At 72.7% G+C, this 25,747-nt stretch carries 24 protein-coding genes; 11 read left to right on the forward strand and 13 right to left on the reverse strand.

Translation table 11 applies throughout. The features are described 5' to 3' along the window. The first annotated feature begins 97 nt into the window (after positions 1-97). Both ACIQMV_RS01405 and ACIQMV_RS01410 read left to right on the forward strand, forming a co-directional pair. Positions 98-637 carry a gluconokinase gene (locus ACIQMV_RS01405; RefSeq protein WP_402590964.1) on the forward strand — a complete coding sequence of 180 codons (540 nt, stop codon included), beginning with the start codon at positions 98-100 and terminating at the stop codon, positions 635-637. Between the two features lie 79 nt (positions 638-716). Further along, positions 717-2,114, forward strand: a complete 1,398-nt coding sequence (locus ACIQMV_RS01410) for a GntP family permease (RefSeq protein ID WP_141362464.1) — start codon at positions 717-719, stop codon at positions 2,112-2,114. 303 nt (positions 2,115-2,417) lie between these two features. Here ACIQMV_RS01410 and ACIQMV_RS01415 read toward each other — a convergent pair whose 3' ends face one another. The 4 genes from ACIQMV_RS01415 to ACIQMV_RS01430 all read right to left on the reverse strand — a co-directional run bounded on the left by ACIQMV_RS01415 (position 2,418) and on the right by ACIQMV_RS01430 (position 6,429). Next, positions 2,418-3,044, reverse strand: coding sequence for a cytochrome b/b6 domain-containing protein (locus ACIQMV_RS01415; RefSeq protein WP_402590236.1), 627 nt, complete (start codon positions 3,042-3,044; stop codon positions 2,418-2,420). Beyond that, a complete protein-coding gene (locus tag ACIQMV_RS01420) occupies positions 3,028-3,771 on the reverse strand; it encodes a molybdopterin-dependent oxidoreductase (RefSeq protein WP_402590238.1) in 744 nt (247 codons plus the stop codon). Before ACIQMV_RS01420 ends, ACIQMV_RS01415 begins: the two co-directional genes overlap by 17 nt. An 86-nt stretch (positions 3,772-3,857) precedes the next feature. Further along, the gene (locus ACIQMV_RS01425; RefSeq protein ID WP_141362459.1) at positions 3,858-5,423 is read right to left on the reverse strand and encodes an APC family permease; all 1,566 of its coding nucleotides are present in this window, start codon (positions 5,421-5,423) and stop codon (positions 3,858-3,860) included. Positions 5,424-5,478: 55 nt separating this feature from the next. Beyond that, entirely contained in the window at positions 5,479-6,429 is a 951-nt protein-coding gene (locus tag ACIQMV_RS01430) for a hypothetical protein (protein ID WP_402590240.1), read from the reverse strand. A 456-nt stretch (positions 6,430-6,885) separates the two neighbouring features. Here ACIQMV_RS01430 and ACIQMV_RS01435 point away from each other — a divergent pair, with 456 nt between their 5' ends. Beyond that, positions 6,886-7,779: a DMT family transporter gene (locus tag ACIQMV_RS01435; protein ID WP_141362456.1), complete on the forward strand. Its 894-nt coding sequence runs from the start codon at positions 6,886-6,888 to the stop codon at positions 7,777-7,779. A 104-nt stretch (positions 7,780-7,883) separates the two neighbouring features. Next, positions 7,884-8,399 (forward strand): NUDIX hydrolase, encoded by a 516-nt coding sequence (locus ACIQMV_RS01440; RefSeq protein ID WP_402590242.1) that lies wholly within the window; start codon positions 7,884-7,886, stop codon positions 8,397-8,399. 76 nt (positions 8,400-8,475) lie between these two features. Here ACIQMV_RS01440 and ACIQMV_RS01445 read toward each other — a convergent pair whose 3' ends face one another. Both ACIQMV_RS01445 and ACIQMV_RS01450 read right to left on the reverse strand, forming a co-directional pair. After that, complete coding sequence (locus ACIQMV_RS01445) at positions 8,476-9,069, reverse strand: TetR/AcrR family transcriptional regulator (RefSeq protein ID WP_141362452.1); 594 nt, start codon at positions 9,067-9,069, stop codon at positions 8,476-8,478. Positions 9,070-9,207: 138 nt separating this feature from the next. After that, entirely contained in the window at positions 9,208-9,972 is a 765-nt protein-coding gene (locus ACIQMV_RS01450; protein ID WP_401775330.1) for an SDR family oxidoreductase, read from the reverse strand. A gap of 192 nt (positions 9,973-10,164) precedes the next feature. Here ACIQMV_RS01450 and ACIQMV_RS01455 point away from each other — a divergent pair, with 192 nt between their 5' ends. Both ACIQMV_RS01455 and ACIQMV_RS01460 read left to right on the forward strand, forming a co-directional pair. Continuing rightward, a complete protein-coding gene (locus ACIQMV_RS01455) occupies positions 10,165-11,406 on the forward strand; it encodes an exo-beta-N-acetylmuramidase NamZ domain-containing protein (RefSeq protein WP_402590245.1) in 1,242 nt (413 codons plus the stop codon). 85 nt (positions 11,407-11,491) lie between these two features. Continuing rightward, positions 11,492-12,808 (forward strand): serine-threonine protein kinase, encoded by a 1,317-nt coding sequence (locus ACIQMV_RS01460; protein ID WP_402590247.1) that lies wholly within the window; start codon positions 11,492-11,494, stop codon positions 12,806-12,808. A 252-nt stretch (positions 12,809-13,060) separates the two neighbouring features. On the opposite strand, the gene ACIQMV_RS01465 is transcribed toward ACIQMV_RS01460, so the two are convergent. Further along, complete coding sequence (locus tag ACIQMV_RS01465) at positions 13,061-15,874, reverse strand: penicillin acylase family protein (protein ID WP_402590249.1); 2,814 nt, start codon at positions 15,872-15,874, stop codon at positions 13,061-13,063. Positions 15,875-16,125: 251 nt separating this feature from the next. On the opposite strand from ACIQMV_RS01465, the gene ACIQMV_RS01470 reads away from it, so the two are divergent. After that, positions 16,126-16,728 (forward strand): hypothetical protein, encoded by a 603-nt coding sequence (locus ACIQMV_RS01470; RefSeq protein ID WP_376502816.1) that lies wholly within the window; start codon positions 16,126-16,128, stop codon positions 16,726-16,728. Positions 16,729-16,927: 199 nt separating this feature from the next. Here the strand turns inward: ACIQMV_RS01470 and soxR are convergent, their stop codons facing one another. Further along, positions 16,928-17,404 carry a redox-sensitive transcriptional activator SoxR gene (gene soxR, locus ACIQMV_RS01475; RefSeq protein ID WP_402590251.1) on the reverse strand — a complete coding sequence of 159 codons (477 nt, stop codon included), beginning with the start codon at positions 17,402-17,404 and terminating at the stop codon, positions 16,928-16,930. Positions 17,405-17,515: 111 nt separating this feature from the next. Between soxR and ACIQMV_RS01480 the strand changes: the two genes are divergently transcribed. Then, on the forward strand, positions 17,516-17,977 hold the full coding sequence (locus ACIQMV_RS01480) for a MaoC family dehydratase (protein ID WP_402590253.1): 462 nt from the start codon (positions 17,516-17,518) through the stop codon (positions 17,975-17,977). On the opposite strand, the gene ACIQMV_RS01485 is transcribed toward ACIQMV_RS01480, so the two are convergent. Both ACIQMV_RS01485 and ACIQMV_RS01490 read right to left on the reverse strand, forming a co-directional pair. After that, entirely contained in the window at positions 17,974-18,618 is a 645-nt protein-coding gene (locus tag ACIQMV_RS01485) for a TetR/AcrR family transcriptional regulator (RefSeq protein ID WP_402590255.1), read from the reverse strand. The two genes, ACIQMV_RS01480 and ACIQMV_RS01485, sit on opposite strands and share 4 nt — an antisense overlap. 121 nt (positions 18,619-18,739) lie before the next feature. Beyond that, the gene (locus ACIQMV_RS01490) at positions 18,740-19,027 is read right to left on the reverse strand and encodes a YiaA/YiaB family inner membrane protein (RefSeq protein ID WP_141362437.1); all 288 of its coding nucleotides are present in this window, start codon (positions 19,025-19,027) and stop codon (positions 18,740-18,742) included. A 149-nt stretch (positions 19,028-19,176) separates the two neighbouring features. Between ACIQMV_RS01490 and ACIQMV_RS01495 the strand changes: the two genes are divergently transcribed. The 3 genes from ACIQMV_RS01495 (at position 19,177) to ACIQMV_RS01505 (ending at position 21,600) form a co-directional block, all read left to right on the forward strand. Further along, positions 19,177-19,818, forward strand: a complete 642-nt coding sequence (locus ACIQMV_RS01495; protein ID WP_402590257.1) for a TetR/AcrR family transcriptional regulator — start codon at positions 19,177-19,179, stop codon at positions 19,816-19,818. A 46-nt stretch (positions 19,819-19,864) separates the two neighbouring features. After that, positions 19,865-20,599, forward strand: a complete 735-nt coding sequence (locus tag ACIQMV_RS01500; protein WP_401775345.1) for an ArsR/SmtB family transcription factor — start codon at positions 19,865-19,867, stop codon at positions 20,597-20,599. Positions 20,600-20,673: 74 nt separating this feature from the next. Then, on the forward strand, positions 20,674-21,600 hold the full coding sequence (locus ACIQMV_RS01505) for a DMT family transporter (RefSeq protein ID WP_141362433.1): 927 nt from the start codon (positions 20,674-20,676) through the stop codon (positions 21,598-21,600). Between the two features lie 21 nt (positions 21,601-21,621). Here ACIQMV_RS01505 and ACIQMV_RS01510 read toward each other — a convergent pair whose 3' ends face one another. From ACIQMV_RS01510 to ACIQMV_RS01520, 3 genes are all read right to left on the reverse strand, one after another. Then, positions 21,622-22,704 (reverse strand): Zn-dependent alcohol dehydrogenase, encoded by a 1,083-nt coding sequence (locus ACIQMV_RS01510; RefSeq protein ID WP_402590260.1) that lies wholly within the window; start codon positions 22,702-22,704, stop codon positions 21,622-21,624. 14 nt (positions 22,705-22,718) lie between these two features. Further along, positions 22,719-24,107 carry an aldehyde dehydrogenase family protein gene (locus tag ACIQMV_RS01515; protein WP_402590262.1) on the reverse strand — a complete coding sequence of 463 codons (1,389 nt, stop codon included), beginning with the start codon at positions 24,105-24,107 and terminating at the stop codon, positions 22,719-22,721. A 152-nt stretch (positions 24,108-24,259) separates the two neighbouring features. Next, on the reverse strand, positions 24,260-25,636 hold the full coding sequence (locus ACIQMV_RS01520; RefSeq protein WP_141362427.1) for an ABC transporter ATP-binding protein: 1,377 nt from the start codon (positions 25,634-25,636) through the stop codon (positions 24,260-24,262). Positions 25,637-25,747: the final 111 nt, after the last annotated feature.

The following is a 25,747-nucleotide window of genomic DNA, read 5'->3' on the forward strand; positions in this document are numbered from 1 at the left end:
ATATGTCACAGACTCTTGAATTAGTCGTACCTATGGGTTTCAGTGTGGCGGACGCCGGATGTCGGCGTCCCATGTCGAGGAAGACAGCGAGGCAGTGATGCGCACCCCCCACGTCGTCGTGGTGATGGGCGTCGCCGGCACGGGCAAGACCACGATCGGTCCCCTGCTCGCCGCCCGGCTCGGCGTCCCGTACGCCGAGGGCGACGACTTCCACCCGCGGGCCAACATCGCCAAGATGACGGCCGGGATCCCGCTCGGCGACGAGGACCGGTGGCCGTGGCTCGACGCCATCGGCGCCTGGGCCCACGGGCGGGCGGGGCTGGGCGGGGTGGTGAGCAGTTCGGCGCTGAAGCGGTCGTACCGCGACCGGCTGCGGGCCGCGGCTCCCGGCGTCGTCTTCGTGCACCTGGCGGGCGACCGGAAGCTCATCGAGGACCGGATGGGGCACCGCCGGGGTCACTTCATGCCGACGGCGCTGCTGGACTCCCAGTTCGCCACGCTGGAGCCGCTCCAGCGGGACGAGCGGGGCGTCGCGGTCGACGTCTCCGGGTCGCCCGAGGAGATCACCGCACGCGCGGTGGCCGCGCTGGACGGCCTCGACAACTCCACGCAGTCCTCCGAGGTGCCGCGGCCCTGAGCCCCGGCGCCTCTCCCCCACGCTCGCCGACTGCGGCACACCTCTCCCCACCGTCCCTCTTCACCTGCAAGGGAACACCGTGACCAGACTCAGCGTCGAGATGCTGGCAGCGGACGCGCCCCCGCCGATCACCTCGGCCGGCCACGCCCAGCTCGGCATCGCCGTCCTCGCGGGCATCGCCGTCATCGTCCTGCTCATCACCAGGTTCAAGCTGCACGCCTTCCTGTCCCTGACCATCGGATCGCTGGTGCTCGGCGCGGTCGCCGGGGCACCGCTCGACAAGGCGATCACGAGCTTCACCGCCGGCCTCGGCTCCACCGTCGCCGGCGTGGGCGTGCTGATCGCCCTCGGCGCGATCCTCGGCAAGCTGCTCGCCGACTCCGGCGGCGCCGACCAGGTCGTCGACACGATCCTGGCGAAGGCCAAGGGGCGGGCGATGCCGTGGGCGATGGTGCTGATCGCCTCCGTGATCGGTCTGCCGCTGTTCTTCGAGGTCGGCATCGTGCTGCTGATCCCGGTCGTGCTGATGGTGGCCAAGCGCGGCAACTACTCCCTGATGCGCATCGGTGTGCCGGCGCTGGCCGGTCTGTCCGTGATGCACGGCCTGATCCCGCCGCACCCCGGCCCGCTGGTCGCCATCGACGCGGTCAAGGCCAACCTGGGCGTGACGCTGGCGCTCGGCATCCTCGTCGCCATACCGACGGTGATCATCGCCGGTCCGCTGTTCGCCAAGGTCGCGGCCCGCTGGGTGGACGTCCCCGTTCCGGACCGGATGCTGCCCCAGCGCCCGTCGGAGGAGCTTCAGCGGCGTCCGAGCTTCGGCGCCACGCTGGCCACGGTGCTGCTCCCGGTGGTGCTGATGCTGGCCAAGGCCCTGGTCGACATCGTCGTGGACGACCCGGCGAACATGACCCAGCGTGTCTTCGACGTCATCGGCTCCCCGATGATCGCGCTGCTCGCCGCCGTGCTCGTCGGCGTCTTCACGCTGGGGAGGCCGGCCGGGTTCAGCAAGGAGCGGATCTCCTCGACCGTCGAGAAGGGCCTCATGCCCATCGCCGGCATCCTGCTGATCGTGGGCGCGGGCGGCGGCTTCAAGCAGACGCTGATCGACGCCGGGGTGGGCCAGATGGTGCTGGACATCTCCAAGGACTGGTCGATCCCGGCGCTGCTGCTGGCCTGGCTCATCGCGGTGACGATCCGGCTCGCGACCGGTTCGGCGACCGTGGCGACCATCTCGGCGGCCGGTCTGGTCGCCCCGCTCGCGGCCGACATGTCGACCACCCACGCCGCCCTGCTGGTGCTGGCCATCGGCGCCGGCTCGCTGTTCTTCAGCCATGTCAACGACGCCGGGTTCTGGCTGGTGAAGGAGTACTTCGGGCTGAGCGTCGGCCAGACGATCAAGAGCTGGTCGGTCATGGAGACGATCATCTCGGTGGTCGCGGGCGCCCTGGTCCTGCTGCTGTCCCTGGTGATCTAGTGCTGTGACCGGAAAGGTTCACCGGCTCGCGACGCCCGGCACGGCACTCCCCCAGCCTTCGGCCGGGGGTACCCCCACGCCGCGTTGTCGCATCACCCGAGTACATCCAGTACGCGGGCGATGCTCCGCCTTGCGAGGCTCCCCCACTGCCTGAAGGGCGTGGGAGGTGCCCCCAGCACCGGACGCCGCGAGCTTCCCGGCACACCTTCCCGGCCACAGCACCAGCGGTACGCCGCGGCGGCCGTGACCGGGTGGTGCCCGGTCACGGCCGCCGCGGCCGTACGTGCCTTTCCGCCGGTGGGTCTACGGGCGCCACAGCGGGTGTTCCCCGGTCGCCCACTCGCGGGTCACCAGGCCGGTGCGCAGGCCGCGGCGGGCCTCCGGGTCGCCGAGTGCCATGCCGATGTGGCCGGCCAGGACGACGCCGATGGTCAGGGCGAGCCAGTCGTGGACGAAGGTCGCGCTGGTGCGCCAGGCCACCGGGGTGAGATGGGTGAACCACATCAGCAGGCCGGTGCCGAGCATGACCAGGCAGGCGCCGGCGATCCAGGCGGCGTAGATCTTCTGGCCGGCGTTGAACTTTCCGGCCGGGCGGGAGGCGGGCCGGCGGTCGCGGCGCAGGGCGGCGCGCAGCCAGACCCGGTCGTGCCGGCCGAAGCGGTTGAGGAGGCGCAGGTCGGCGCGGAAGGCGCGGGAGGCCAGGCCCAGCAGGACCGGTACGGGCAGGGCGAGGCCCGCGCACTCGTGGACGCGGACGACCAGTTCGCGCCGGCCGACCAGTTCGGCGAGCTGGGGGATGTAGAGGCAGGCCGCCGTCACCACGCACACGCCCATGAGCGCGGCCGTGGTCCGGTGCACCCACCGCTCGGCCCGGGTGAAGCGGCGGACGCGGGTGCCGGGCGGGGCCGGGGCGTCAGCTCGTAGGGACATCGGAGCGTCCGTTCGAACGGCCGACCCAGGCGTCGACGTCGTAGCCGAGGTGCTCCCAGTAGCCGGGCTCGACGCGGTCGGTGACGGTGATGCCGGAGAGCCACTTGGCCGACTTGTAGAAGTACATGGGGGCCACGTAGAGGCGGACCGGCCCGCCGTGCGCGTGGGTCAGGTCCTTGTCCTGCATGCGCAGCGCGACCAGCACGTCGGGACGGCGGGCCTGGTCGAGGGTGAGGCTCTCGGTGTAGGTGCCGTCGAAGCAGGTGAACCGGACGGCTCTGGCGCCCGCCCGCACTCCGGCCGCGTCGAGCAGCCGGGAGAGCCGTACGCCCTCGAAGGGTGTGCCGGGCACCCGCCAGCCGGTGACGCACTGGACGTCGCGGACCATGCGGGTCCGGGGCAGGGCCCTGAGGTCGGCCAGCGTGTAGGTGGCGGGGTGGTCGACGAGGCCGTCGACGGTGAGGCGGTAGTCCGCGGCGTCCTTGTGCGGGACCGAGGCGGCGACCGAGTAGTAGCGGAAGCCGCCGCCGTTCGGCAGCAGGCCGGTCAGACCGGTGGGGTCCTTGCCGGACACCGCACCGAGGAGGCCCTCCATGCCGCGTTGCAGTGTGGGCGCGGTGGCCACGCCGAGGGCGCCCAGGCCGACGGTGGCGAGGAAGATGCGGCGGCCCACGGGACGGCCTTCCTCCTCGGGCCGTCCCTCCTCATCGGGGAGTTCGGAGTTCACCTCTTCATTCGAGCACCCGCGCCCCCGGCGGACCAGGGGTCGCGGGTGTTCGTCAGACTTCCGTCACTGTTTCCCGTACCCGGGGCTCAGGGCGCCGCCTCCGCGGTCTCCGCCGCCTCCGCGGCCTTCTCCAGCTGGAAGGCCTCGTTGCCCAGCCCGATGCGGGCGTGTGCCTCCGGTCGGCGGGAGCGCAGTACGGCGCCCTGGACCAGGCCGACGACGAGGGCGAGGCCGATGATGCCGGGCAGCACCCGGCTCAGGGCCGAGCCGGGGCCGGCGTCGACCAGGACGTCGAAGTCCTTGACGGTGTAGGTGGCGATCACCAGCAGGGCCAGGCCGGCCACGGCGGAGGTGACCAGCCGCCAGGCCTGCGCGGCCGCCGCGCCGCGCCGTACGAAGAAGACGATCACCGAGACGCTGGCGGCGGCCATCAGCACGATCACGCCGAGCGCGCCGAGGTTGCCGAACCAGGTGAACAGGTGCAGCACGGGCGCGGTCGGGTCGCCGGTCGGCTTGTCGTCGGTGACGGCGAAGGCGATCACGATGACCAGCGAGACGACGGTCTGCGAGAGGGATCCGGTCGCGGGCGCGCCGCTGGAGCTGGACGTGCGCCCGAAGGCGGCCGGCAGCAGGCCCTCGCGGCCCATGGCGAAGGCGTACCGGGCGACGACGTTGTGGAAGCTCAGCATGGCCGCGAACATGCCGGTGACGAACAGGACGTGCAGGACGTCGGTGAAGGTGCCGCCGAGCCGCGACTCGGTCAGGGTGAACAGCAGCCCGGCGCTCTCCTTCTGCGCCGTGCCGATGATCGCCGAGGGGCCGGTGGCGACGGTGAGGGCCCAGCTGCTGACCGCGAAGAAGACGGCGACGCCGGCGACGGCGAGGAACATCACGCGCGGGACCAGGACGTGCGGGCGGCTGGTCTCCTCCGCGTACACCGGGGCCTGCTCGAAGCCGAGGAAGGCCGCGATGCAGAAGCACAGCGCGGTGCCGATGCCGGCGCCGGCGAGGGTGTCCGGGTTGAAGGCGTGCAGGGACAGGCCCTCCTTGGCGGGGTCGGCGATCGCCGCCACGTCGAAGATCACGACGAGTACGACCTCGATGACCAGCAGCACGCCGAGCACGCGCGCGTTGACGTCGATCTTCAGCCAGCCGAGCACGCCGACGACGGCCGCGGCCGCGAGCGCGGGGATCCACCAGGCGACGGTGACGTCGGCGTAGGTGGCGAACAGGTTGGAGACCTCGAAGCCGAAGATCCCGTAGATGCCGGCCTGGAGCGCGTTGTAGGCGACGAGGGCGACGAGCGCCGCGCCGGCGCCCGCCGTGCCGCCGAGGCCCCGGGAGATGTAGGCGTAGAAGGCGCCCGCGTTGTGGACGTGGCGGCTCATCTCGGCGTATCCGAAGCTGAAGAGGATCAGCACGGTGCCGAGGACCACGAAGAGCAGCGGCTGTCCGACGATCCCCATCACCGCGAATGTGGTGGGCATGACACCCGCGACCACCATGAGCGGGGCGGTCGCCGCGAGCACGGAGAGCAGCAGGCCCCCCGTGCCGAGCCGGTCGGCGCGCAGGGCGCGCTCCTGCCCCTTGAAGGTGCTGATGGCGCCACCGTCGGCGGTGGTTCTGCTCGTGCTCGAACTGCCCGTCGTCATCGGGGGTTCGTCCTTTCGGGCGTCGGGGTCGTGGTGCGTACGGGGTTGCGGGGCACTACACCGCACCGAGCGCGCCGGCGCGCGCGATGCGGAAGGCGGTGTACGGATCTCGGTCGGGGTACGCCCACGGCACCTGGCTGGGATGGTCGCCGATGCGGTGGAACAGGGCGGCGGCCTCGGCACCCCGGCCCTCGCAGTGCTTGGCGTGGGCGAGGAAGTTCAGATCGACCAGACGGCGGGGATGGCCCTCCTGCTCCCACTCCAGCCACCAGTCGAAGGCCGCCTTCATCACCTGGCGGGCCCGGCGGCCCGTCCAGTGCCCGGAGGCGGCCGGGTCGGCCTGTGCGTGGCCGACGCCGGCCAGGACGCGGTAGCGCTCGGCGTGCGCGACCACCGGGAGCATGGCCAGCGGCGAGTCGGCGGGCGCCTGCTCGGCGGCCCAGTTGGCGAAGTCGTAGACCTCGTGCAGCGGGTCCGGGCCGGCTTCGGCGCGCCGCTCGGCCAGCTGGGCCACCATCAGGTGGTGGGCGTGGTGGTGGTCGGGGTGGCGGTGGCGGACCTTGTCGAAGAGGCGGACCACCTCCTCCTCGTCGCCCAGGCCACGCTCCAGCAGGAGCAGGCCGAGCCACGGCGTGGGGTCCTCGGGTGCCAGCTCGGCCGCCGCCCGGCAGGCCTCGCGGGCCCGGTCGGGCTTCTCCCTGCCGCACAGGGCACCCTGCACCAGGGACATGCCGAGCAGGACGGAGGCGTCGGCGGACTCGGGTTCGGCGAGCAGCCAGTCACGGGTCCAGGCCGCGGTGTGGGACTCCTCGGCGAGGACGGTGACGCGGTGTCCCCGGCGGTCCCAGTCGTCCTTGGTGCGCACGAGCAGCGAGCGCACCGTCTGCCACCGGCCCTGCGCCAACGCCGCACGCGCGTCACGGAGTTCGGTGTCGTCGAGAGCGGTGTCAAAAGCCTGGGCCGCTCGCTTGCGGCCGCGTCCGAGGGGAGGCGGGGGTGGGGACACCGCGGAACTTCCTCACGCGCTCTTTGTTCGTGGCCCGGTACGCCCCGGGAGCGGCCCCCCGTTCGGCCCACCGGCCTCGGCTTGCTCGTCGCTCATCGGCTTGCCATCGGCTGATCACGGACAGCAAACCCCCAGCCAATGCGCTCCGTCAAGGGTCACCCTCGCGTTACACGCGTCAACTGCCCTCACACAAGCGGTACTTGCGAAGACGCCCGATCGCCGGGCCGTGACGACGGGCCGCCCCGCAGGAGGGTCACTCCTCTGGCGTACACCGTGGCACGGCGGTGCCGGGGGTCCCACCATGGTCCAGGGCCGCGCCATCGCCCCCGACCACGGGGCGTCGTGACCGGGCGGACCGCCCGAATCCGGGTCATCCCGGCAGCGGGCCGGGCCCAGGAACGCTACAGTCGGCCACTACGCACCCCGTGGCCCGGCCGGATGATCGAGGTACGCAGCGTGTCGGTTCTGGTTGTGATTCTCGCCGTGAGCGCCGCCTGCTGCCTGGGCTTCGGTTTCGTGCTCCAGCAGAACGCGGCCCAGCGGGCACCGCTCGGCGACTTCCTCTCGCCCCGGCTGCTGCTGGACCTGATGAAGGTGCCGCGCTGGCTGGGCGGTCTGGGGCTGATGATCGGCGGCATGGTGCTGGGTGCCTTCGCCCTGGGCCGGGGCGAGATCTCGCTGGTGGAACCGCTGCTGGCCACGAACCTGCTGTTCGCCCTGGCCCTGTCCCGGCGGCAGACCAGGCAGCCCCTGGGCGGCCAGGGCTGGGCGGGGCTCGCCCTGCTGGCCGGTGGTGTGACCGCGTTCATCGTGGCGGGGCGGCCACGTGGCGGCAGCGCCGTCACCGACCCGCTGCGGCACTGGTTGATCATCGGCGTGATGGTGGGTGTGGCCCTGCTGCTGACGGCCTACGCCAAGCGCTCACGGCTGAGCTGGGGACCGGTCCTGCTGGCGGTGGCCGCCGGGCTCCTCTACGGCGTGCAGGACGCGCTGACCCGGGTGAGCGGGCAGCGGTTCTCGGCGGGCGGCTGGACGGAACTGTTCACCGGCTGGCAGCCGTACGGTCTGCTGGTGATCGGCGTCACCGGGCTGATCCTCATGCAGAGCGCCTTCGAGACGGCGCCGCTGCGCATGTCCCTGCCGGCCCTGACCGCGGCCGAGCCGCTGGCCGGAATCGCCTGCGGGGTGGGCTTCCTCGGTGACCGGCTGCGCACCGACACCGGGGCACTGGCCTGGGAGGCGTCTGGCCTCGCGGCGATCGTGACGGGCATCGTCCTGCTCGGCCTGCATCCGGCGATGCCGTACGGGGCGGCGGTGCCCGAGCAGAAGCACGACCTGCAGGCACGCTGAGCCGGGCCCGGCCCGCGGCCACGCGGACGGTGACGGCCGCCCACCCGGACGGCGGCCTGCTTGCACGGCGGCCTGCTTGGATCGCGGCCTGCTTGGATGGCGGCATGAGCGCTGAAGACGAGATCCTCGACATCGTCGACGAACAGGACCGGGTCGTCGGGCGGTCCCCGCGCGGCGAGGCGTACGCCAAGGGGCTGCGCCACCGCTGCGTCTTCGTCCAGGCCCGGGACGCGGAGGGCCGCCTCTTCGTCCACCGGCGCACCTCCACCAAGCTGGTCTTCCCCTCCCTCCACGACATGTTCGTCGGCGGTGTGGTCGGCGCCGGCGAGGCCTACGACGACGCGGCCCTGCGCGAGGCCGAGGAGGAACTGGGGGTCACGGGGCTGCCCCGCCCCGAGTACCTCTTCAAGTTCCTGTACGACGACGGCGCCGGCCGCACCTGGTGGTCGGCGGTCTACCAGGTCCGCTGCGACCTGCCGGTACGGCCGCAGGCCGAGGAGGTCGCCTGGCACGACTTCCTGCCCGAGGACGAGGTGGAACACCGCCTGGCCGAGTGGGAGTGGGTACCGGACGGGCTGGCCGCCTACGAACGGCTGAAGGCCCACCGGTCACGGGGGTGAACCGGCCATGGGGGCGGCACGGCTGCGGCCGCCCCCTCGCTCCCGCTCGTGCGAAGGCCGGCCGTACGGGCGCCGGCTACGGCCGCAGTGCCCGCAGCAGCAGGTCGGCCAGGTGGTCGGCGACCTCCTGGGGGCCGAGCGGGCCGTCGGGCCGGTACCAGGTCGACAGGTGGTGCACGGAGCCGAAGTGGTAGTCGACCACGAGGTCCGCCGGGGTCGCCGTGGAGAAGACGCCGGCCCGCTGGCCCTCCTCGATGAGCGCGCGGAAGCGTTCGTGGTAGCGCCGGCGCTCGGCGCGCACCTGCTTGTTCTTCTCCGGGCTCAGGTGGTGCATCGAGCGGAAGAAGATCATGGCGTCGTCGAGGTTCTCGATGGTGGTGACCACCACGTCCGCCGCCGCGTCCCGCAGCCGCTTCTCGACCGGTTCGTCGGCGTCCGCGAAGGCGTCCAGGCGCTCCTGCTGGACGCGCAGCACGCGCGCGTACACCTCGTGCAGGAGGTCGTCCTTGGAGCCGAAGTAGTGGTAGAGCGCCCCTTTGGTGACGCCGGCCGCCTCGACGATCTCCTGCACCGAGGTGCGGTCGTAGCCCTGCTCGGCGAAGAGCCGGGTGGCGGCGGCCAGGAGCCGCTGCGGCACCGGAGTGCCGCCTGAGTCCGTCGTCCTGGGCACCTGCCGCCACCTGCCTTCCGTGTTCCTGCTCGCTGCACTGCCTACGGGAACGCAGTTCCCGACGGAGGATCTTCCCATTTGCCGTCCTCGGCAAGTCCGGCAGGATCTCGGTCGGCCCCGGTCGCCCGCGCCCAGGTGTCAGCCGGTCTCCTCCCATTTCCGCTGGATGTGGTTCATGTTCGTCAGCCAGCGGTCGGGGTCGGCGGCCCGGGCCCGGTAGAAACCGGCGACCTCGGGGTGCGGCAGGATCAGGAAGCGGTCCTGGGCGATACCGTCGAGCAGGGCGTCGGCCACGTCCTCCGGCTCGATCGCGGTGGGCTGGAGCACCAGGTCGCCGGCGCTGCCGGTGGCGGCCAGCATGTCGGTGCGCACGCCCTGCGGGCAGATCGCGTGCACCTTGATCCCGCGGTGGCGGTAGGTCAGCGACAGCCACTCGGCGAAGGCGTAGGCGCCGTGCTTGGTGACGCTGTACGGAGCCGCGCCGATCATGGTGAGCAGCCCGGCCGCGGACACGGTGGAGACGAACCGGCCGCTGCCGCGTTCCAGCCAGGCGGGGAGCAGCGTCTCGGCGGCGCGGACGTGGGCCATGACGTTGACGTCCCAGGCCTGTGCCCACACCTTCTCCCCGGCCGCCTCCGAACCGCCCGAGCCGAGGCCCGCGTTGGCACAGTAGACGTCGACCGTGCCGCCGAGCGCGTCACGGGCCGCGGCGACGATCTCGGAGGCGTCGCCCGGGACCGCGATGCCGCCGATCTCCCCGGCGACGGACGCGGCCCGGTCGGCGTCGAGGTCGTTGACGACGACCCGGGCGCCCTCGGCGGCGAACCGGCGGGCCAGCGCGGCGCCGATACCGCCCCCGGCCCCGGTGACGACCACTCCCGCACCCTGCACGGCTTGCACCATCGGTCTCCTTCGGCCTGGCTCCGACACGACACGGATCGACTCGACTCGACTCCGCCGCATCAGACTAACCAGTCGGTATGTGGTGCCGGAAGGGATGTTCCGCAGGAGGCGCCGTCCGCTTCGTTCCCTGGCGGACGGGCGCACGCTAGCGTGCGTGGGCATGACACCCGCAGCGATCACGGAGGTCACTGTATGAAGCTGTCCAGACGGAGCCTGCTCGCCACCACCGCCGCCGCCGCGACCTCCGGAGCCGTGGCGGCCCCGGCCCAGGCCGCCCCCGGTGGCAACCGCCCGCTGCGCACCGGTTTCGAGCGCCTCGACGCCGAGGGCTACGCCTCCCTGCGCGGGCAGCGGGTCGGAATCGTCACCAACCCGACGGGCGTCACCCGGGACGTGCGGCACATCGTGGACGTGATGCACGCCGACCGCCGGGTGAACCTGGTGGCCGTCTTCGGCCCCGAGCACGGCTTCCGCGGCACCGCGCAGGCGGGCGGCTCGGAGGGCCGCTACGACGACCCGGCCACCGGGCTGCCGGTGTACGACACGTACCTCAAGAGCGGGCGTCCGCTCGCCGACGTCTTCACGGCCTCCGGCGTGGACACGGTCGTCTTCGACATCCAGGACGCGGGCGCCCGCTTCTACACCTACATCTGGACGCTCTACGACTGCATGGAGGCCGCGGCCCTCGCCGGCAAGCGGTTCGTGGTGCTCGACCGGCCCAACCCGGTGACCGGCCGGGAGGCACTGGGGCCGGTGCTGCACGAGGAGTTCGCGACCTTCGTCGGGCGCCGGCCGATCGCGCAGGCCCACGGCATGACCGTCGCCGAGCTGGCGCGGCTGTTCAACGGCGAGTTCCTCACCACGCCGGTTCCGCTGGAGACCGTCCTGATGACCGGCTGGAGGCGGTCGGACTTCTACGACGCCTCCGGGCTGCCCTGGGTGCCGCCGAGCCCGAACATGCCGACTCCCGAGACCGCCCTGGTCTACTCCGGAACGTGCCTGTTCGAGGGCACCAACCTGTCGGAGGGACGGGGCACCACCCGCCCCTTCGAGCTGCTGGGCGCGGCGGGCGTCGACGGGCGCTGGGCGGCCGCGGCCAACGCGCTGCGCCTGCCGGGCGTGCACTTCCGGGAGGCGTACTTCACGCCCACCTTCTCCAAGTTCCAGGACACGACCGTCGGCGGGGTGCAGATCCACGTGCACAACCGGGACGCCTTCGATCCGGTACGGACCGGGATCGCGCTGCTCGTGACCGCCAAGCGGGTCTGGAGCGGGTTCGCCTGGCGCTCGGACAACTGGATCGACAAGCTCACCGGATCCACTCAGGTGCGCACGATGATCGACGCCGGTGCGGGCACCGACGAGGTGGTGACGGCCTGGCGGCAGGAGCTGGCCGCGTTCCGGAAGACCCGGAAGGAATACCTCCTCTACTGATGGGCCGTGACCCCTGGCCGGCCCGGCCCGTTGGCAGGACGATGCGCGACACATCGCTCCGCTTCCGGGGACGAGGGGGTCGGTCATGGCGGTACCGGACATCAGCGTGGCTCCCTACTGGGAACTGACCTTCGACGCCGACGGGGACGTGGACGGCGTCGAGCGGGACCGGCTGCTCGCCGGAGTCGAACGGCGGGCGGTGCGCGACCTGATCGTCTTCGCGCACGGCTGGAACAACGACCGTTCGGGCGCGACCCGGCTCTGCAGCAGCTTCTTCGAACCGGTCCCGCGGCTCGCCCCGGCGGCCCGGATCGGGTACGTCGGGGTGATGTGGCCGTCGATGCGGTTCTGCGACGAGCCCATCCCCGACTTCCCCCGGTCCACCGCCGCCGGGCCGGTGCCGTCGGCCGCGCTCGACAAGGACACCCGGAAGGCGCTGCGGGACACCTTCCCCGGGCGGGCCTCGCTGGTCGACGCGCTCGCGGGGATGCTGGACGGCCCCGCGCGCGAACCGGCCGCGCTGGAGGAGTTCGGACGGCTGGTGCGGCGGCTGGCCGGGGACGTGTCGCCGGGGCCGTGGGCCCGGTTCGCGGCGGACACCGTGACGGATGGCGTGCCGCAGCGCGAGCCGGCGATGTTCGCACGGCCCGCGGCGGAGGTCTGCGCCGAGTTCGCCGACGCCCTCGCCGGGCTCGGGGACCCGGGCGGGCAGCGGCCGTTCACGCTGCCGAACCCGTGGGACGGCGCGAAGGAGCTGCTGCGGCAGGCGACGTACTACACGATGAAGCGGCGCGCGGGCACGGTCGGCGAGCGGGGGCTCGGCCCGGTGGTCGGACGGCTCGCGCAGGCGGCGCCCGGGGTGCGGGTCCATCTGGTGGGCCACAGCTTCGGCGGGCGGCTGGTGTCGTTCGCGCTGAGCGGGCTGCCCGAGGGGGTGCGGACGGTGAAGTCCGTGACGCTGCTCCAAGGGGCCTTCTCCCACTACGCGTTCGCGCCCCGGCTGCCCGGCGATCCGCGCGCGGGCGGGGTGCTGCGGGGCCGGGAGCGCCGTGTCGACGGCCCCCTGGTGTGCTGCCACTCCCGCTTCGACACGGCCCTCGGCACGCTGTATCCGCTGGCCTCGCGGATGGCGGACGACGACCGGTCGGTGCTCGGCCTCGACGTCGGCGCCCTGCTCGGGGCCGCCTGGGGTGCGATGGGGCACGACGGCGTGCAGGCGGTGCCCGGCACGCGCGCGTGCACCCTCTCCGAGGCCCTGGCCGCGCCGTTCCCGGCGTCGGGATGCGTGAACGTGGACGCGGCCGAGGTGGTCAGGCGCGGCGGTCCTCCGGCCGGCGCGCACAGCGACATCGTGCACCCGGAGCTGGCGCGGGTGGTGCTGGCGGCGGGCCGCGTCCGCTGACACCGGCCCGCCGCCCGTTCGGAGGGTCTAGTGCTGTGACCGGAAAGGTTCACCGGCTCGCGGCGCCCGGCACGGCACTCCCCCAGCCTTCGGCCGGGGGTACCCCCACGCCGCGTAGTCGCATCACCCGAGTACATCCAGTACGCGGGCAATGCTCCGCCTTGCGATGCTCCCCCACTGCCTGAACGGCGTGGGAGGTGCCCCCAGCACCGGACGCCGCGAGCTTCCCGGCAAACCTTCCCGGCCACAGCACTAGCGGTGACCGGTGTACTCCACGACCTGCTGGAAGGTCGGGCGGTTCTGCCAGCTGATCTTCCCGTGCTTGATGCCGCCCAGGACGCGCTGGACGATCGAGTCGGCGCACCACTGGTCACCCGCGGAGCACTGGTCGTCGCCAGGGTAGACCTGGGCCGCGGTGGCTCCGGCCGCCTGCTTCAGCGTGCCGATCAGGGTGTCCCGGCAGGCGTTCAGGCTGCCGCCGCCGCAGAACGTCCGTGCCAGCGGACCCCGCACCGGCTCACCGAGCACCGCCCGGATGTCCTTGTCGACATAGCTCCACCAGCCGTACTGGAAGGCGCTTCCGGCGTGCGAGCCGGTCGGGCCGTGCCCGGCCGACGGGGACTCGTCGAGCGGCAGGTTGGCGGTGAAGGCGCCGTACAGGTCGCTGCCCAGTCCCGGCTCGAACTCGGCCTTCACCAGCAGCGGCCACCAGGCGTCCAGGATCCGGATGGCCTCGGCGTTGGCGTAGGTCTTGGAGCCCGCCGAGGTCTCGGTGCGCCTGGCGCCCGCGGACAGCCATGTCCGGAGCTTGCCCACCGCGGCCGCGGCCGTGGAGTCGGTGACCGGCGAGCTGTCGATCACCTTCAGCAGGTTCGGCAGCACGTCCTCGGCCCTGAGATCGGCCACGGCCGCGTCCGCCATCGCCTTCACCAGCGAGGCACGGGTCACCCCGCCGGCCGCGACCAGCTTCCGCACCCGGTCCTCCAGCAGGTCGCCGCGGTGCACGGAGCCGTTGCCCCAGGAGGCCGCGGAGTAGTCCAGGGCCTGCTTGTTGTTCCAGGAGACGTAGTAGTCCTGGTCGACGGAGGCGGGGTGGGCGGAGGACGGGGTGTAGTCCGCGGTGTTGACCGCCGGGTCCCAGTTCCGCCACTCGTACGCCGGCTGCGCCCACACCGGGAACTCGGCGTCCACGGCGTTCGCCCGCACCGGGTTGTCGCCGCTGTTGTAGTACGCGGTGTGCCGGGAGTCGGCGTAGAACCAGTTGAACGTGTAGTTGATGTGCTGCGCGGCCCTCTGGAAGTCCTCGGGGCCCTTGACGAAGTCGGGGTCGTTGAGCATCTGGAAGCCGATGATCGAGTCGGCCTCGTGCAGGAAGGAGGAGCGCAGGGTGGTGTAGGCGACCTTCTTGCCGCCGACGGTGGCGCGGTACTCGACCGGGCCGTACTTCGTGCGCCACACGCGCATGGTGTAGGAGCCGGCCGCCGTTCCGTCGGCGACGGTGGGCTTCCAGGAGTTGGTCTGCTCGACCTTGTCCATGGCCGTGCAGGTGCCGCGGTACAGGTAGTGGAAGTCGTCCTGGCACAGTTCGACGGCGTAGGTGTCGATGATGTCCTGGCCGGAGGTCGTGGCGCTCCACGAGTAGTCCTGACCGCGGCCGAGTTCGACGTACATGCTCAGGCCGGCGAAGGAGGCGCCGCGGGCGCTGATGCCCGGACCCTGGATCTCCTGGAGCATCAGCAGCTGGGGCGCGAAGTAGCCGGTCTGCGGACCGAAGACGGCGACCGGGTGACCGCTCGCGGTGTGCTCGCCGCCGACGACGAGGGCGTTGGACATGCCGCGCCGGGCGGAGGTCAGGGCGCTCTTCGCGGCCGAGGAGGTGGCGCCCCGCGCGGCCGCGGTCGCCGCGCTGCCGGTGCGGCCGTACACCAGCGGCTCCTGGGCCACCGAGCCGGCGTCGGGCAGGGCCCGGCCCCTGGGGTCGTCGGGCTTCGTCGCGTACGGGTAGCTCCTGCCGTCGTGCACGGTCAGGACGGCCTCGGGGTCGTTGCGCTCACGGAAGGACTCCCAGATCCTGGTGCCCTCCTCGACGCCGAACTTGGACTGGGCGGCCAGCAGGGACAGCGCGTTGTTCACCTCGCCGCCGCCGCCCGAGCCGAACAGGGCGCCGACCACGGAGCCCAGCGCGACCATGTCGGTGACCTTGAAGCGGGCGATGGTGCCGGCGTTGGTGATCGAGTCCTTGTGGCCGGTCAGGACGTACTCGCCGGGGAAGTAGCGACCGGAGTCGGAGGCTTCGATGTAGGCGTTGATGCCGTCGAGGTAGGCGTTCACGTCGGCGAGGGCCTGCTGCCCGCGGGCGCCGTTCCCGGCCACGGCGCGGTCGATCTGCGCCTGGAGGTCGGCCTCGGTGTACGGGGCATTGCGCCAGAACTCCTGCTCCAGTCCCTGGTTGGCGGCCGCGCCGCCGGCGAAGGAGGTCAGCTGCCCGCGGCCGACGTGCCGGAAGACGTCCATGAGCCACAGCCGGTCCTGGGCGGCGGCGTACCCGGCGCCGAACTCGGTGCCGTAGCGGGTGGTGCCCGTGATGTGCGGCACACCGGTCTTCTTGTCGCGGACGATCGTCACGTCACTGCGGCCCGCGGGCTTCTCGGTGGAGGCGACCTGCCCGGAGGGGACGCCGAACGAGGCGTCGTTGAAGAACGAGTTGATCTTCGCGTCGGTGAGCGCCGGGTAGCCCGTGGCCAGGTTGGCGTACGGGCCGAGCTGGTCCTCGGCGTGGCTCGGCTGGGTACCGAAGGCCTGGTTGAGGAGGATCTGCGCCAGGGTGGCGTTGCCGTTCTCGCCGGGCGGCAGGATGTCCGAGCACTGGCCGCCGCAGTAGTCGTTCGAGGCCGCGGCGGTCGCACCGGCGGCGGCGCCGGCCGGCGTCCCGGCCGCGACCGCTTGGGAAAAGGGTGACAAAAGACCGGCAATGAGGACGCATACCGATGCGGTCTTCAGGAACCCGGGGAATCTGCGGGGAGTTCTCAGTCTGTCAAGCGCGAAATGTGGGGTGCGCCGGTGCATGGCAGCTCCTCCCGACGGGGGTGGTGCCGGGACGTTACCGCCGGTATCCCTCAAGGGGAAGATGAACATGCGTCACTTTTTGGGGGCACCTCGTGAGGGTCAACCAGGGCGGCGTTATGGCGGGCATCGGAAAACGGATGGAGCCGGATCGGGTGTCGGCACGTCTATCCGGCGGAGCCGTCACGACGGCTCCGTACGACGACGCCGCAGTGACCGAAGTGCGGATGCAGGTGTGACGGAGGTGCAGGGCGATGGCCGGTTTCCGGAGTCTGGCGAGACAGGTGAGGGACCCGCGGTGCGATCTGGCGCTGCGGCGTTACTCGCTGCGCAAGTGCCTCGAGCGGTTCGCTCCCTATGGGCACAGGGCGACCTGGGATCATCTGTGCTCCCGGGCCGGGTTCGGTCCCGAGGACAGGTCCCCCGATCCAGTGCGGCTCGTGGCCGCACTGGACGAACTGGAACAAGCGCGTTCGGTGTGGCTCGACTACGAGGCCGGGTTCGCCAGGCGCCGTAAGCAGGAGAAGCACGACGGGCTGCGCAGGCCGGGCAGCGTGGACGACTGGCACCGGATGACCTGGGGCGGCTTCGGGGTCGCCTGGTGCGACGACCCCCGGGTGCACCCGAGGGAACCGCTGGCCGAGGTGCTGAGCCGGCTGATCGCCGCGCTGGAGCGCGAACCGGGCGCGGCGTGCCCGGTGTGCGGCGGCGAGCGGCTGGCCTGGACGTACGACCTGGATCACGAGCCGTCGTCCGGCCCGGTCTGCGCGGACTGCGGGATCCTGGTCCCGCTGCCCGTTCTCACGCCCGAGGCCCTGGCGTACGCCAGGCGGGGGCGGCTGCTGATGTCCGCCTGACCACGACGGCAGGCCCTTGAGGTGAGGTGCGCCGGTCCTGCCGGACGGATGACGGGGCACCTCGGAGTCCGCCCGGCGGCCGGGACCACCGGCGCCCGTCGGCACGGGGCGGACCGGCGCGTCTCGCGGGGCGGTCCGGGGGGTCCGGCGCGGCGGCGGCCGGTTCCGCCAGGATGCGTTGCCGCCGGCCGTGGGGGGACTACGCGCGGCCGGCGCCGCTCCTTCGCTCCGCCATCAGGCGCGAGCCCGTCAGGCGTTCGCCGAAGACGTCGTCCGGGTTGGACAGCACACAGGTGTCCAGGGACAGGCAGCCGCAGCCGATGCAGTCGGTGAGGTGGTCGCGCAGGCGGTTGAGCTGCCTGATGCGCTCGTCGAGTTCGGAGCGCCAGGCCTCGGAGAGCCGGGCCCAGTCCTCCCGGGTGGGGGTGCGCTCCTCGGGGAGCCGGGCGAGCGCCTCACGGATCGTGGCGAGCGGGATGCCCACGCGCTGCGCCGCCCGGACGAAGGCGACCCGGCGCAGCGCGTCGCGGGAGTAGCGGCGCTGGTTGCCCGATGTGCGGCGGCTGCTGATCAGACCCTTGGACTCGTAGAAGTGCAGGGCCGAGACGGCGGCGCCGCTGCGGGCCGACAGCTGGCCGACGGTCAGCTCGTGGATCTTCTCGGGGATCTGGGGCACCCCTCAGAGCCTACCCACCGCGTCACCCGCCCGGTCCGTTGACAGGGGCTCCGGACCCGGCCATGCTAAGCAGTTGCTTAGACTTCGACCGCGAGGCGGGAGGCCGGACACATGGCGGAGCCGAGGATCTTCACGTCCCCCGACGAACTCAGGGCGGCGGTGGGCGAGCGGCTGGGGTACACCGACTGGCTGGAGATCGACCAGAAGCGGATCGACCTGTTCGCCGACGCGACCGGCGACCACCAGTGGATCCACGTGGACCCGGAGAAGGCCGCCGTGGGCCCCTTCGGCACGACCATCGCCCACGGCTATCTGACCCTGTCGCTGCTCCCGCTCTTCGGGCCGCGGCTGATCGCGGTAGAGGGCGTGCGGATGGGCGTCAACTACGGCACCAACAAGGTCCGCTTCCCCGCCCCCGTCCCGGTCGGCTCACGGCTGCGGTCCACCGCCGTGATCACCGGCGTGGACGACGTGCCGGGCGGGGTGCAGGTGACCGTCGCCTTCACCGTGGAGCGCGAGGGCGGCGACAAGCCGGTGTGCGTGGCGGAGTCGGTGGTGCGGTACTACTTCTAGGGCCTCTCGGGTCGGTGCCCGCCGGCCCCGACCATCCGCAGCACGAGGTCGGCGTACAGCGCGCCGACCTCCTCGGGGGTGCGGGGGCCGTCGAGGTTGAACCAGCGGGCGACGTCGATGCACAGGGAGAGCACGGCAAGCGTGGTGCCGCGCACGTCCGGCACGTCGAACTCGCCCGAGGCGACGCCGTCCTCGATGATCCCGCGCACCTCTGCGTCGACCTGGCGGCGCAGTGCGAGGATCTCCGCGCGGGCGTCCGGACCGAGCGAGTCCAGTTCGTACTGCACGACCCGGGCGGTGGTGCGCCCGCCCGCGTGCCAGCGCACGAAGGAGCTGACGGCGTCGGCGAGCCTCTCGGTCGCGCCGCCCTCGCGCCGGGCGGCGGTGCGCAGGATCTCCAGCGCCTTCTCGTGGCCGATCCGGCTGATGCGGTGGAGCAGTTCTTCCTTGGTCCGGTAGTGGATGTAGAGGGCGGCCGGGCTCATTCCGGCGCGGCCGGCGATGTCGCGGGTCGTCGTCGCGTGGTAGCCCCGTTCGGCGAAGGCCTCCACGGCGGCCACGAGTAGCCGCCGGGCCGCGTCCGGGGTGACCTCGCCCCACGGCTGCGGGTCACCGCCGGCCGTCTCCTGCGCCGTAGTCATCGCTCGCCCCTCTTTCGCGTCAGGGGGTCCACCATACCGCCGAGGGTGAGCGCTCGCTTAGCCTGCTGCGCCGGTGGTGTGGGACGGATGCTGGGCCGGCGGTGTGGGACGGACCGCGGCCTCACAGCTTCTCGAAGGGATCATGTTCGGAGAGCAGCTTCTCCAGCCGTGCCTGGTCGACCCGGCTGACGATCCGGCCGGCCTCCTGGCGGTCCCTGACCACCTTGGCGAGCGTGAACGCGGAGGTGACAAGGTACAGGACGGCGATGGCGAGGAAGGCGCGCACCCAGGCGTCGGCGTTCAGTCTGAAGATGCCGATGGCGGTGGCCGCCATGGCGATGCCGAAGGAGGCGACCGCCTGGCCGTAGAAGGCGGCGGTGCTCTGCTGCTTGACCGGTGTGTCACTCATGGCGACCAGCGTCGGCCCGGGGGCCCGCCGCCGCATCCGCCGGGATACTCAGCTCGCGTACTCAGAATTCCGGCTGCCGGGGCCGGGGCCCGGAACGCCCGCCCGCGCGGGCGCCGCCTGTTCGATCCCGCGGCTCTACGATGTGCCCCATGGCCCGACCCCGCACCCCGCTCCTCAGCACCGCCCGCATCGTCGCGACGGCGCGGGAGCTCGTGGACGCGGAGGGCCTGGCGGCCGTCTCCACCCGCCGGCTCGCCGCCGAGCTGGGGGTGAGCGGGCCCTCGCTCTATCACCACTTCCGGACCAAGGACGAGATCCTGGAGGCGGTCGCGGACTCGGTGAGCGCCCAGGTCGACCTGTCGATGTTCGAGGACGGCCGGGACTGGCGGACCGCGCTGCGCGACTGGGCCGTGTCCTACCGGGCCGCCCTGCGCGACCACCCGAACATCGTTCCGGTCCTCGCCGGCGGCCCCGGCCGCCGTCCCGCCGCGCTGCGGCTGGCCGACGCGGTCTACGGCGCGATGGTCGACGCGGGCTGGCCACCGGCGCAGGCGACCTCCATCGGCGCGCTGATGCGGTACTTCGTCATGGGCTCCGCGCTCGGCTCCTTCGCCGGGGGCTTCGTGGACGACGCCGGGGCCTACGACCCGGCCGACTACCCGCGTCTCGGGCAGGCCCATCTGCTGGCCGAGCAGCAGGAGAAGATCGACGAACGGGCCTTCGAGACCGGTCTTGCGGCGCTGCTGGACGGGCTGACTCGGCAGTACGAGCAGGTGGGGCGGAGCACGTGAGCACACTTCGGCGCGCGCCGAAGCGTCCGTGTCCCATGCTGGCCTCATGAGCACCGGAGAACGGATACGAACCCGGCGCCAGGACCCCGTGGCACCACCCCTGGCCGCGCTCGCCGGGCTGATCGCCGACGAGACGCGGGCCGCGTGCCTGCTGGCGCTGCTCGACGGGCGGGCGTGGACGGCCGGCGAACTGGCCCGGCACGCGGGCGTCGCCGCGTCCACGCTCAGCGAGCACCTGGGCAAGCTCGTCGCGGGCGGGCTGCTCACCGAGGAGCGGCAGGGCCGGCACCGGTACGTGCGCCTGGCCGACGCGCGGGTCGCCCAGCTCGTGGAGGACCTGGCCGCCCAGGCCGCCCCGCGGGCCGCGCGCCGGCCGCGCACGCTGCGGGAGTCGAGCGCCGGGTCGGCGATGGCCCGCGGGCGCACCTGCTACGACCATCTCGCCGGGCGGCTCGGCATCGCGCTCACCGACGCGCTCACCGCGCGCGGACTGCTGCGCCAGGACCTCGGCTTCGCGCTGACGGACGCCGGGCTGACCTGGTTCGGCACGACGGGCATCGGCCTGGACCGCACGGGACGGCGCCCGCTGGTCCGGGCCTGCCTCGACTGGACGGAACGGCGCCCCCATCTCGCGGGGGCCGCCGGCGCGGCCCTGTGCCGGCACGCCTTCGACGCGGGCTGGTGCGTGCGCATCGGCTCGGAGCGCGCCGTCGGGGTCACCCCGGCCGGCGAGCGCGCCCTGTCCGACCTGCTGGGGATCGAGACGGCGGCGCTGCGCTGAGCGCGCCGCCGGCCGGTCCCGCCGTCCGAAATCCGCGAGCCCCGCCCACCCCTGCCCACCTAACCTCAGGAAGCATGATGAACGTCTCCCCGTCCCGCCTGGCCGCCGCGGCCGCCACGGTCACCGTGGTGCTGTGGGCCTCCGCCTTCGTCTCGATCCGCAGCGCGGGTGCCGCGTACTCGCCGGGCGCGCTGGCCCTCGGGCGGCTGCTGGCCGGAGCCCTGACGCTGGGCGCGATCTGCCTGGTGCGGCGGGAGGGGTGGCCGCCGCGGGCTGCCTGGCGCGGAATCGCGATATCCGGGCTGCTGTGGTTCGGCTTCTACATGGTGGCCCTGAACTGGGGCGAGCAACAGGTGGACGCCGGGACCGCGGCGCTGGTGGTCAATGTCGGCCCGCTGCTGATCGCGCTGCTCGGGGCGCGGCTGCTGGGGGATCCGATGCCGCCGCGGCTGCTGGCGGGCATGGCGGTGTCGTTCGCGGGGGCGGTGACCGTGGGCCTGTCGATGTCGGGCGGCGGCGGATCCTCGGTGCTGGGCGTGGTGCTGTGCCTGCTGGCGGCGGTCGCGTACGCCTCCGGGGTCGTCGCCCAGAAGCCGGCGCTGGGCCGGGCGAGCGTGTTGCAGGTGACGACGTTCGGGTGCCTGGTCGGCGCGGTCGTCTGCCTCCCCTTCACCGGCCAGCTCCTCCACGAGGCCGCCCGCGCCCCGCTGCCGGCCACGCTCAACATGGTCTACCTGGGCGTGTTCCCGACCGCGCTCGCGTTCACGACCTGGGCCTACGCGCTGTCCCGCACGACCGCGAGCCGGATGGGCGCGACGACGTACGCCGTGCCGGCCCTGGTCGTGCTGATGTCGTGGCTGGCGCTGGGTGAGGTGCCGGGTCCGGTGACCCTGGTGGGCGGGGCCCTGTGCCTGGCCGGAGTGGCGGTCTCCCGCTCCCGTCCGCACCGCCGGACCTCCCGGACGGCGCGCGAGGAGCCCCGGCCGGAACACGTGTCCTGACCCCGGGACGACCGGCGGGCCTCAGAACACCACCAGCGCCCGGCCGCCTTTGCCGGCCAGCATGTTCTCGAAGGCGGCCGGGATGTCGTCCAGGGAGATCCGGTCGGTGACCAGGGCGGCCAGGTCGAGCCGGCCGGAGCGGACGTGTTCGGCGAGCACGGGCAGGTCCCTGGCCGGATCCGAGTTGCCGTAGACGCAGCCGGTCAGGGTACGGCCCCAGTGGAAGAGTTCCAGGGCGTTGAAGGTGACCTGCTCGTCCTTGTCGCCGATGCCGACGACCGTCGTGCGGCCGCCACGGCGGGTGGACTCCCAGGCGGCGCGGATCGTGACCGCGCGGCCCACGCACTCCACGGCGGCGTCGACCCCCTGTTTCCCGGTGAGGGCGCGGATCTCGCGGGGGGTGTCCCCGGTGGCCGGGAGGAAGTCGGTGGCGCCCGCCCGGCGGGCGAGTTCCTCCTTCTCCGGGGAGACGTCCACGGCGACGATCCTCCCGGCGCCGGCGATCCGGGCGGCCTGGAGGGTGGCGAGGCCCACTCCGCCGACGCCGAACACCGCGACCGTCTCACCGGGGCGCACCTTCGCCGCGTGGTGGACGGCGCCGTAACCGGTGAGGACGGCGCAGCCGAGGAGCGCGGCGTCGGTGACCGGGACGCCGTCCGGGAGGGGCAGCACGCAGGAGGCGGCGACCACCGTCTCCCCGGCGAAGGCGGCGACGTTCAGGCCGGGGTGCAGTTCGGTGCCGTCGGCGGTGCGGGCGTGGACGTCGGCGGCGCCGTTCATCGCGTTGGCGCACAGCCAGACCTCGCCGAGCGAGCAGGCGTGGCAGTTCCCGCAGGACGGCGCCCAGTTGAGCACCACCGTGTCCCCCGGCGCGACGTGGGTGACGCCCTCGCCGACCGCGACGACGGTCCCGGCGCCCTCATGACCGAGAACGGCGGGCACCGGCACCCGCAGGGTGCCGTTCGTCAGGGACAGATCGGAGTGGCAGACCCCGGCGGCAGCGAGCCGGACACGAACCCGTCCGGGCCCCGGCTCCGGCAACTCGATCCCGGTGATCTCCAACGGCGAGCCGACAGCGGGCAGGACGGCGGCACGTACGGCCATGAGGCGTGACTCCCTTAGAACTGGAGGGACTTGGTCTGGAGGTATTCGGTGAGGCCGTACGTGCCGAGTTCGCGGCCCACGCCGGACTGCTTGTAACCGCCGAAGGGGGCGAGGGGGTTGAAGCGGCCGCCGTTGATGTCGACCTGGCCGGTGTCCAGCCGGCGGGCGAAGGCCACCGCCTCCGCCTCGTCGCCCGCCCAGACGGCGCCGGCGAGACCGTAGACCGTGCCGTTGGCGATGCGCAGGGCGTCCTCCTCGTCGTCGTAGCGGAGGATGGAGAGGACCGGGCCGAAGATCTCCTCCTGGGCGACGGTCATCCCGGGGGTGACGTCGGCGAGGACGGTGGGGCTGACGAAGTAGCCCCGTTCGCGCGGGGATCCGGGGCCGCCCGCGACGACGCGGGCCCCCTCGGCGACGCCCTTCTCGATGTAACCGCGCACCCGTGCCCACTGCTTGGCGTTCACCACGGGACCGATGCGCTCGCCGTACTTGGCGGCGGCCGTCGCGGCCAGGGCGACCGCCTCCTCGTACTGGTCGTGGTGGACCAGCATGCGGGTCCAGGCGCTGCACGTCTGGCCGGAGTTGGACATGACGTTGGCGACGCCGACGTTCACCGCCCTGGCCAGGTCGGCGCTGGGCAGGATGACGTTGGCGGACTTGCCGCCCAGTTCCAGGGCGACCTTCTTGACGGCGGCGCCCGCGATCGCGCCGATCCGCCTGCCGACGGCCGTGGATCCGGTGAAGGAGACCAGGTCCACGTCCGGGTGCTCGGCGAGCGCCTGTCCCGCGACCGGGCCGACTCCGGTGACCAGGTTGAACACGCCCGCCGGCAGCCCGGCCTCGTCGACCGCCCCGGCGAACAGCCGGGCGGTGAGCGGGGTGTCCTCGGCGGGCTTGAGGACGACGGTGCAGCCCGCGGCCAGCGCGGGGGCGGCCTTGGCGACGATCTGGTGCAGCGGGTAGTTCCAGGGGGTGATCGCGCCGACGACGCCGACCGGCTCGTGGTACACGGTGGAGTTGCCGACCTTCTCCTCGAAGGCGTACGTCGCCGCGAGGCCGGCGTAGAAACCGGCGACCGCGATCGGCATGCCCACGTGGACCGTCCGGGAGAAGGCGAGCGGCGAACCGAGTTCGGCGGTGACGGTCCCGGCGATCTCCTCCTCGCGGGCCGCCAGCGCGTCCCGCAGTGCGGCCAGGCGGGCGGCCCGCTCTGCGGGCGGAGTCGCGGACCAGCCGGGCAGGGCGGCGCGGGCCGCGCGTACGGCCGCGTCGACGTCCTCGGCGGTGCCCGCGGGCACGGTGCCGATCACCTGCTCGTCGGCCGGGTTCACCACCTCGATGACGTCCCGGCCCGCGGCGGGACGCCAGGCGCCGTCGATGTACATGCCGTCGTGTGCCTTCATCGTGCTCCTCCGGGGCGGGGGCCGTCGTCGGTCTCGTCCGCGCGCACAAGCATCCGCGTGAACAAGCTACTGGCAGCCCATAAACTAGCGCCGGTAGCTTTCCATTGGCCGCACGCCCCTCACCCTGCCGGTCCCCGCCCTGCCGGGGCCCTTCACTCCTCCAGGTCGGGCAGCCGGTCCGGGGCCGGGCAGATGCGCTCGCCGCGCTGGTCGAAGACGAACAGGCGGGCGAGGTCGACCAGGAGCGGCACCTGCATCCCGTGCCGCAGTTCGATGTCCGGCGTGGTCCGCACGACCAGGTCGCCGGGCAGGCGGGGCTCCGGCGCGGCGACCGGGTCCGGCGCGGGTCCGGCGGGGTGCTCCAGCACCACCACGGGTCCCGCGCGCAGGGCGCCCGCCCGGTCCCGCAGCCGGTTCAGGACCGTGCCCTCGCGCCGGCGCCGCCGGGTCGGGCGCCGGGTGGGACGCGGGGCCTCCAGATCGGGCACGACGGCGGGGCGGGAGCCGGTGTTGAAGTGGACGAGGACCTCGTGGCCCTGGAACTCCATGTGCTCCACCAGCCCCGTGATCGTCACCTCCCCGGGCCGGGCGACGGGCGCGGGGGCTCCCGTGCGCCGGGACGAGGCCGAGAACTTGGGGGCGATCCGAACGGCCTCCGAGCGCAGCCCCACGATCACTTCGCGGCCCTGCTGCACGCGCAGCAACTGGTGGTCCAGGGACAGGGGTTCGGGCAGGCGCAGGAACTGCTTGCCCAGGCTGATGGTCATGGCGCCGTCGAGCGGGGCGCGGACCAGGCCGCGCAGCAGGTTGATGCGCGGGGTGCCGATGAAGGCGGCCACGAAGACGTTGCGCGGCAGCGCGTACACCGCGCGTGGGGTGTCCACCTGCTGGAGGACGCCGCCGCGCAGGACGGCGACCCGGTCGCCCAGGGACATGGCCTCGGACTGGTCATGGGTGACGTAGACCGTGGTGACGCCCAACTCCCTGGTCAGCTTGGATATTTCGGCGCGCAGATGGTTGCGGAGCTTGGCGTCGAGGTTGGACAGCGGCTCGTCCATCAGGAAGGCGGAGGGGTGCCGGGAGATCGCGCGGCCCATGGCGACGCGCTGGCGTTCGCCGCCGGAGAGCTGGCTGGGGAAGCGGTCGAGGAGGTCCTCGATGCCCAGCATCCGGGCGGTGGCGTCGACGCGGCCGGCGGGGTCCGCGCCGGGCGACTCGATGCGCAGCGGGAAGCCGATGTTGTCGCGGCTGGTCATGTTCGGGTAGAGCGCGAAGTTCTGGAAGACCATCGCCATGTCCCGGCCGGAGGGCGGCAGATCGTTGCCGTACTCGCCGTCGAGCAGCAACTGCCCCTCGGTGATCTCCTCCAGCCCGGCGATCATCCTGAGCACGGTGGACTTCCCGCAGCCGGAGGGCCCGAGCAGCACCAGGAACTCGCCGGGCGCGATGTCGAGCGAGAGGCGGTCCACCACGCGGACGCCCTTGGCGTAGGTCTTGCTCACGTCGTGCAGAGAGATGGCGCGTGTCATGAGGCATTCCCCCGGGACTCACCAGAGCACTGAGGCTCCGCGGGTCGAACGCCTCGTGCGGGTCGTACGGGGCGTATGAGTCACGGAAGTTAACGGAATGTGCGCACCGGG

Origin of the sequence: Streptomyces sp. NPDC091412 (genome assembly GCF_044756885.1) — a bacterium.
GTDB lineage: Bacteria > Actinomycetota > Actinomycetes > Streptomycetales > Streptomycetaceae > Streptomyces.

Excerpts from the sequence above, each read along its gene's own strand:
- ACIQMV_RS01405 (WP_402590964.1), top strand. The coding sequence starts at position 98 with ATGCGCACCCCCCACGTCGTCGTGGTGATGGGCGTCGCCGGCACGGGC.
- ACIQMV_RS01415 (WP_402590236.1), bottom strand. The coding sequence starts at position 3,044 with ATGTCCCTACGAGCTGACGCCCCGGCCCCGCCCGGCACCCGCGTCCGC.
- ACIQMV_RS01425 (WP_141362459.1), bottom strand. The coding sequence starts at position 5,423 with ATGACGACGGGCAGTTCGAGCACGAGCAGAACCACCGCCGACGGTGGC.
- ACIQMV_RS01440 (WP_402590242.1), top strand. The coding sequence starts at position 7,884 with ATGAGCGCTGAAGACGAGATCCTCGACATCGTCGACGAACAGGACCGG.
- ACIQMV_RS01450 (WP_401775330.1), bottom strand. The coding sequence starts at position 9,972 with ATGGTGCAAGCCGTGCAGGGTGCGGGAGTGGTCGTCACCGGGGCCGGG.
- ACIQMV_RS01455 (WP_402590245.1), top strand. The coding sequence starts at position 10,165 with ATGAAGCTGTCCAGACGGAGCCTGCTCGCCACCACCGCCGCCGCCGCG.
- ACIQMV_RS01460 (WP_402590247.1), top strand. The coding sequence starts at position 11,492 with ATGGCGGTACCGGACATCAGCGTGGCTCCCTACTGGGAACTGACCTTC.
- ACIQMV_RS01465 (WP_402590249.1), bottom strand. The coding sequence starts at position 15,874 with ATGCACCGGCGCACCCCACATTTCGCGCTTGACAGACTGAGAACTCCC.
- ACIQMV_RS01470 (WP_376502816.1), top strand. The coding sequence starts at position 16,126 with ATGGCCGGTTTCCGGAGTCTGGCGAGACAGGTGAGGGACCCGCGGTGC.
- ACIQMV_RS01480 (WP_402590253.1), top strand. The coding sequence starts at position 17,516 with ATGGCGGAGCCGAGGATCTTCACGTCCCCCGACGAACTCAGGGCGGCG.
- ACIQMV_RS01485 (WP_402590255.1), bottom strand. The coding sequence starts at position 18,618 with ATGACTACGGCGCAGGAGACGGCCGGCGGTGACCCGCAGCCGTGGGGC.
- ACIQMV_RS01490 (WP_141362437.1), bottom strand. The coding sequence starts at position 19,027 with ATGAGTGACACACCGGTCAAGCAGCAGAGCACCGCCGCCTTCTACGGC.
- ACIQMV_RS01495 (WP_402590257.1), top strand. The coding sequence starts at position 19,177 with ATGGCCCGACCCCGCACCCCGCTCCTCAGCACCGCCCGCATCGTCGCG.
- ACIQMV_RS01500 (WP_401775345.1), top strand. The coding sequence starts at position 19,865 with ATGAGCACCGGAGAACGGATACGAACCCGGCGCCAGGACCCCGTGGCA.
- ACIQMV_RS01505 (WP_141362433.1), top strand. The coding sequence starts at position 20,674 with ATGATGAACGTCTCCCCGTCCCGCCTGGCCGCCGCGGCCGCCACGGTC.
- ACIQMV_RS01510 (WP_402590260.1), bottom strand. The coding sequence starts at position 22,704 with ATGGCCGTACGTGCCGCCGTCCTGCCCGCTGTCGGCTCGCCGTTGGAG.
- ACIQMV_RS01515 (WP_402590262.1), bottom strand. The coding sequence starts at position 24,107 with ATGAAGGCACACGACGGCATGTACATCGACGGCGCCTGGCGTCCCGCC.
- ACIQMV_RS01520 (WP_141362427.1), bottom strand. The coding sequence starts at position 25,636 with ATGACACGCGCCATCTCTCTGCACGACGTGAGCAAGACCTACGCCAAG.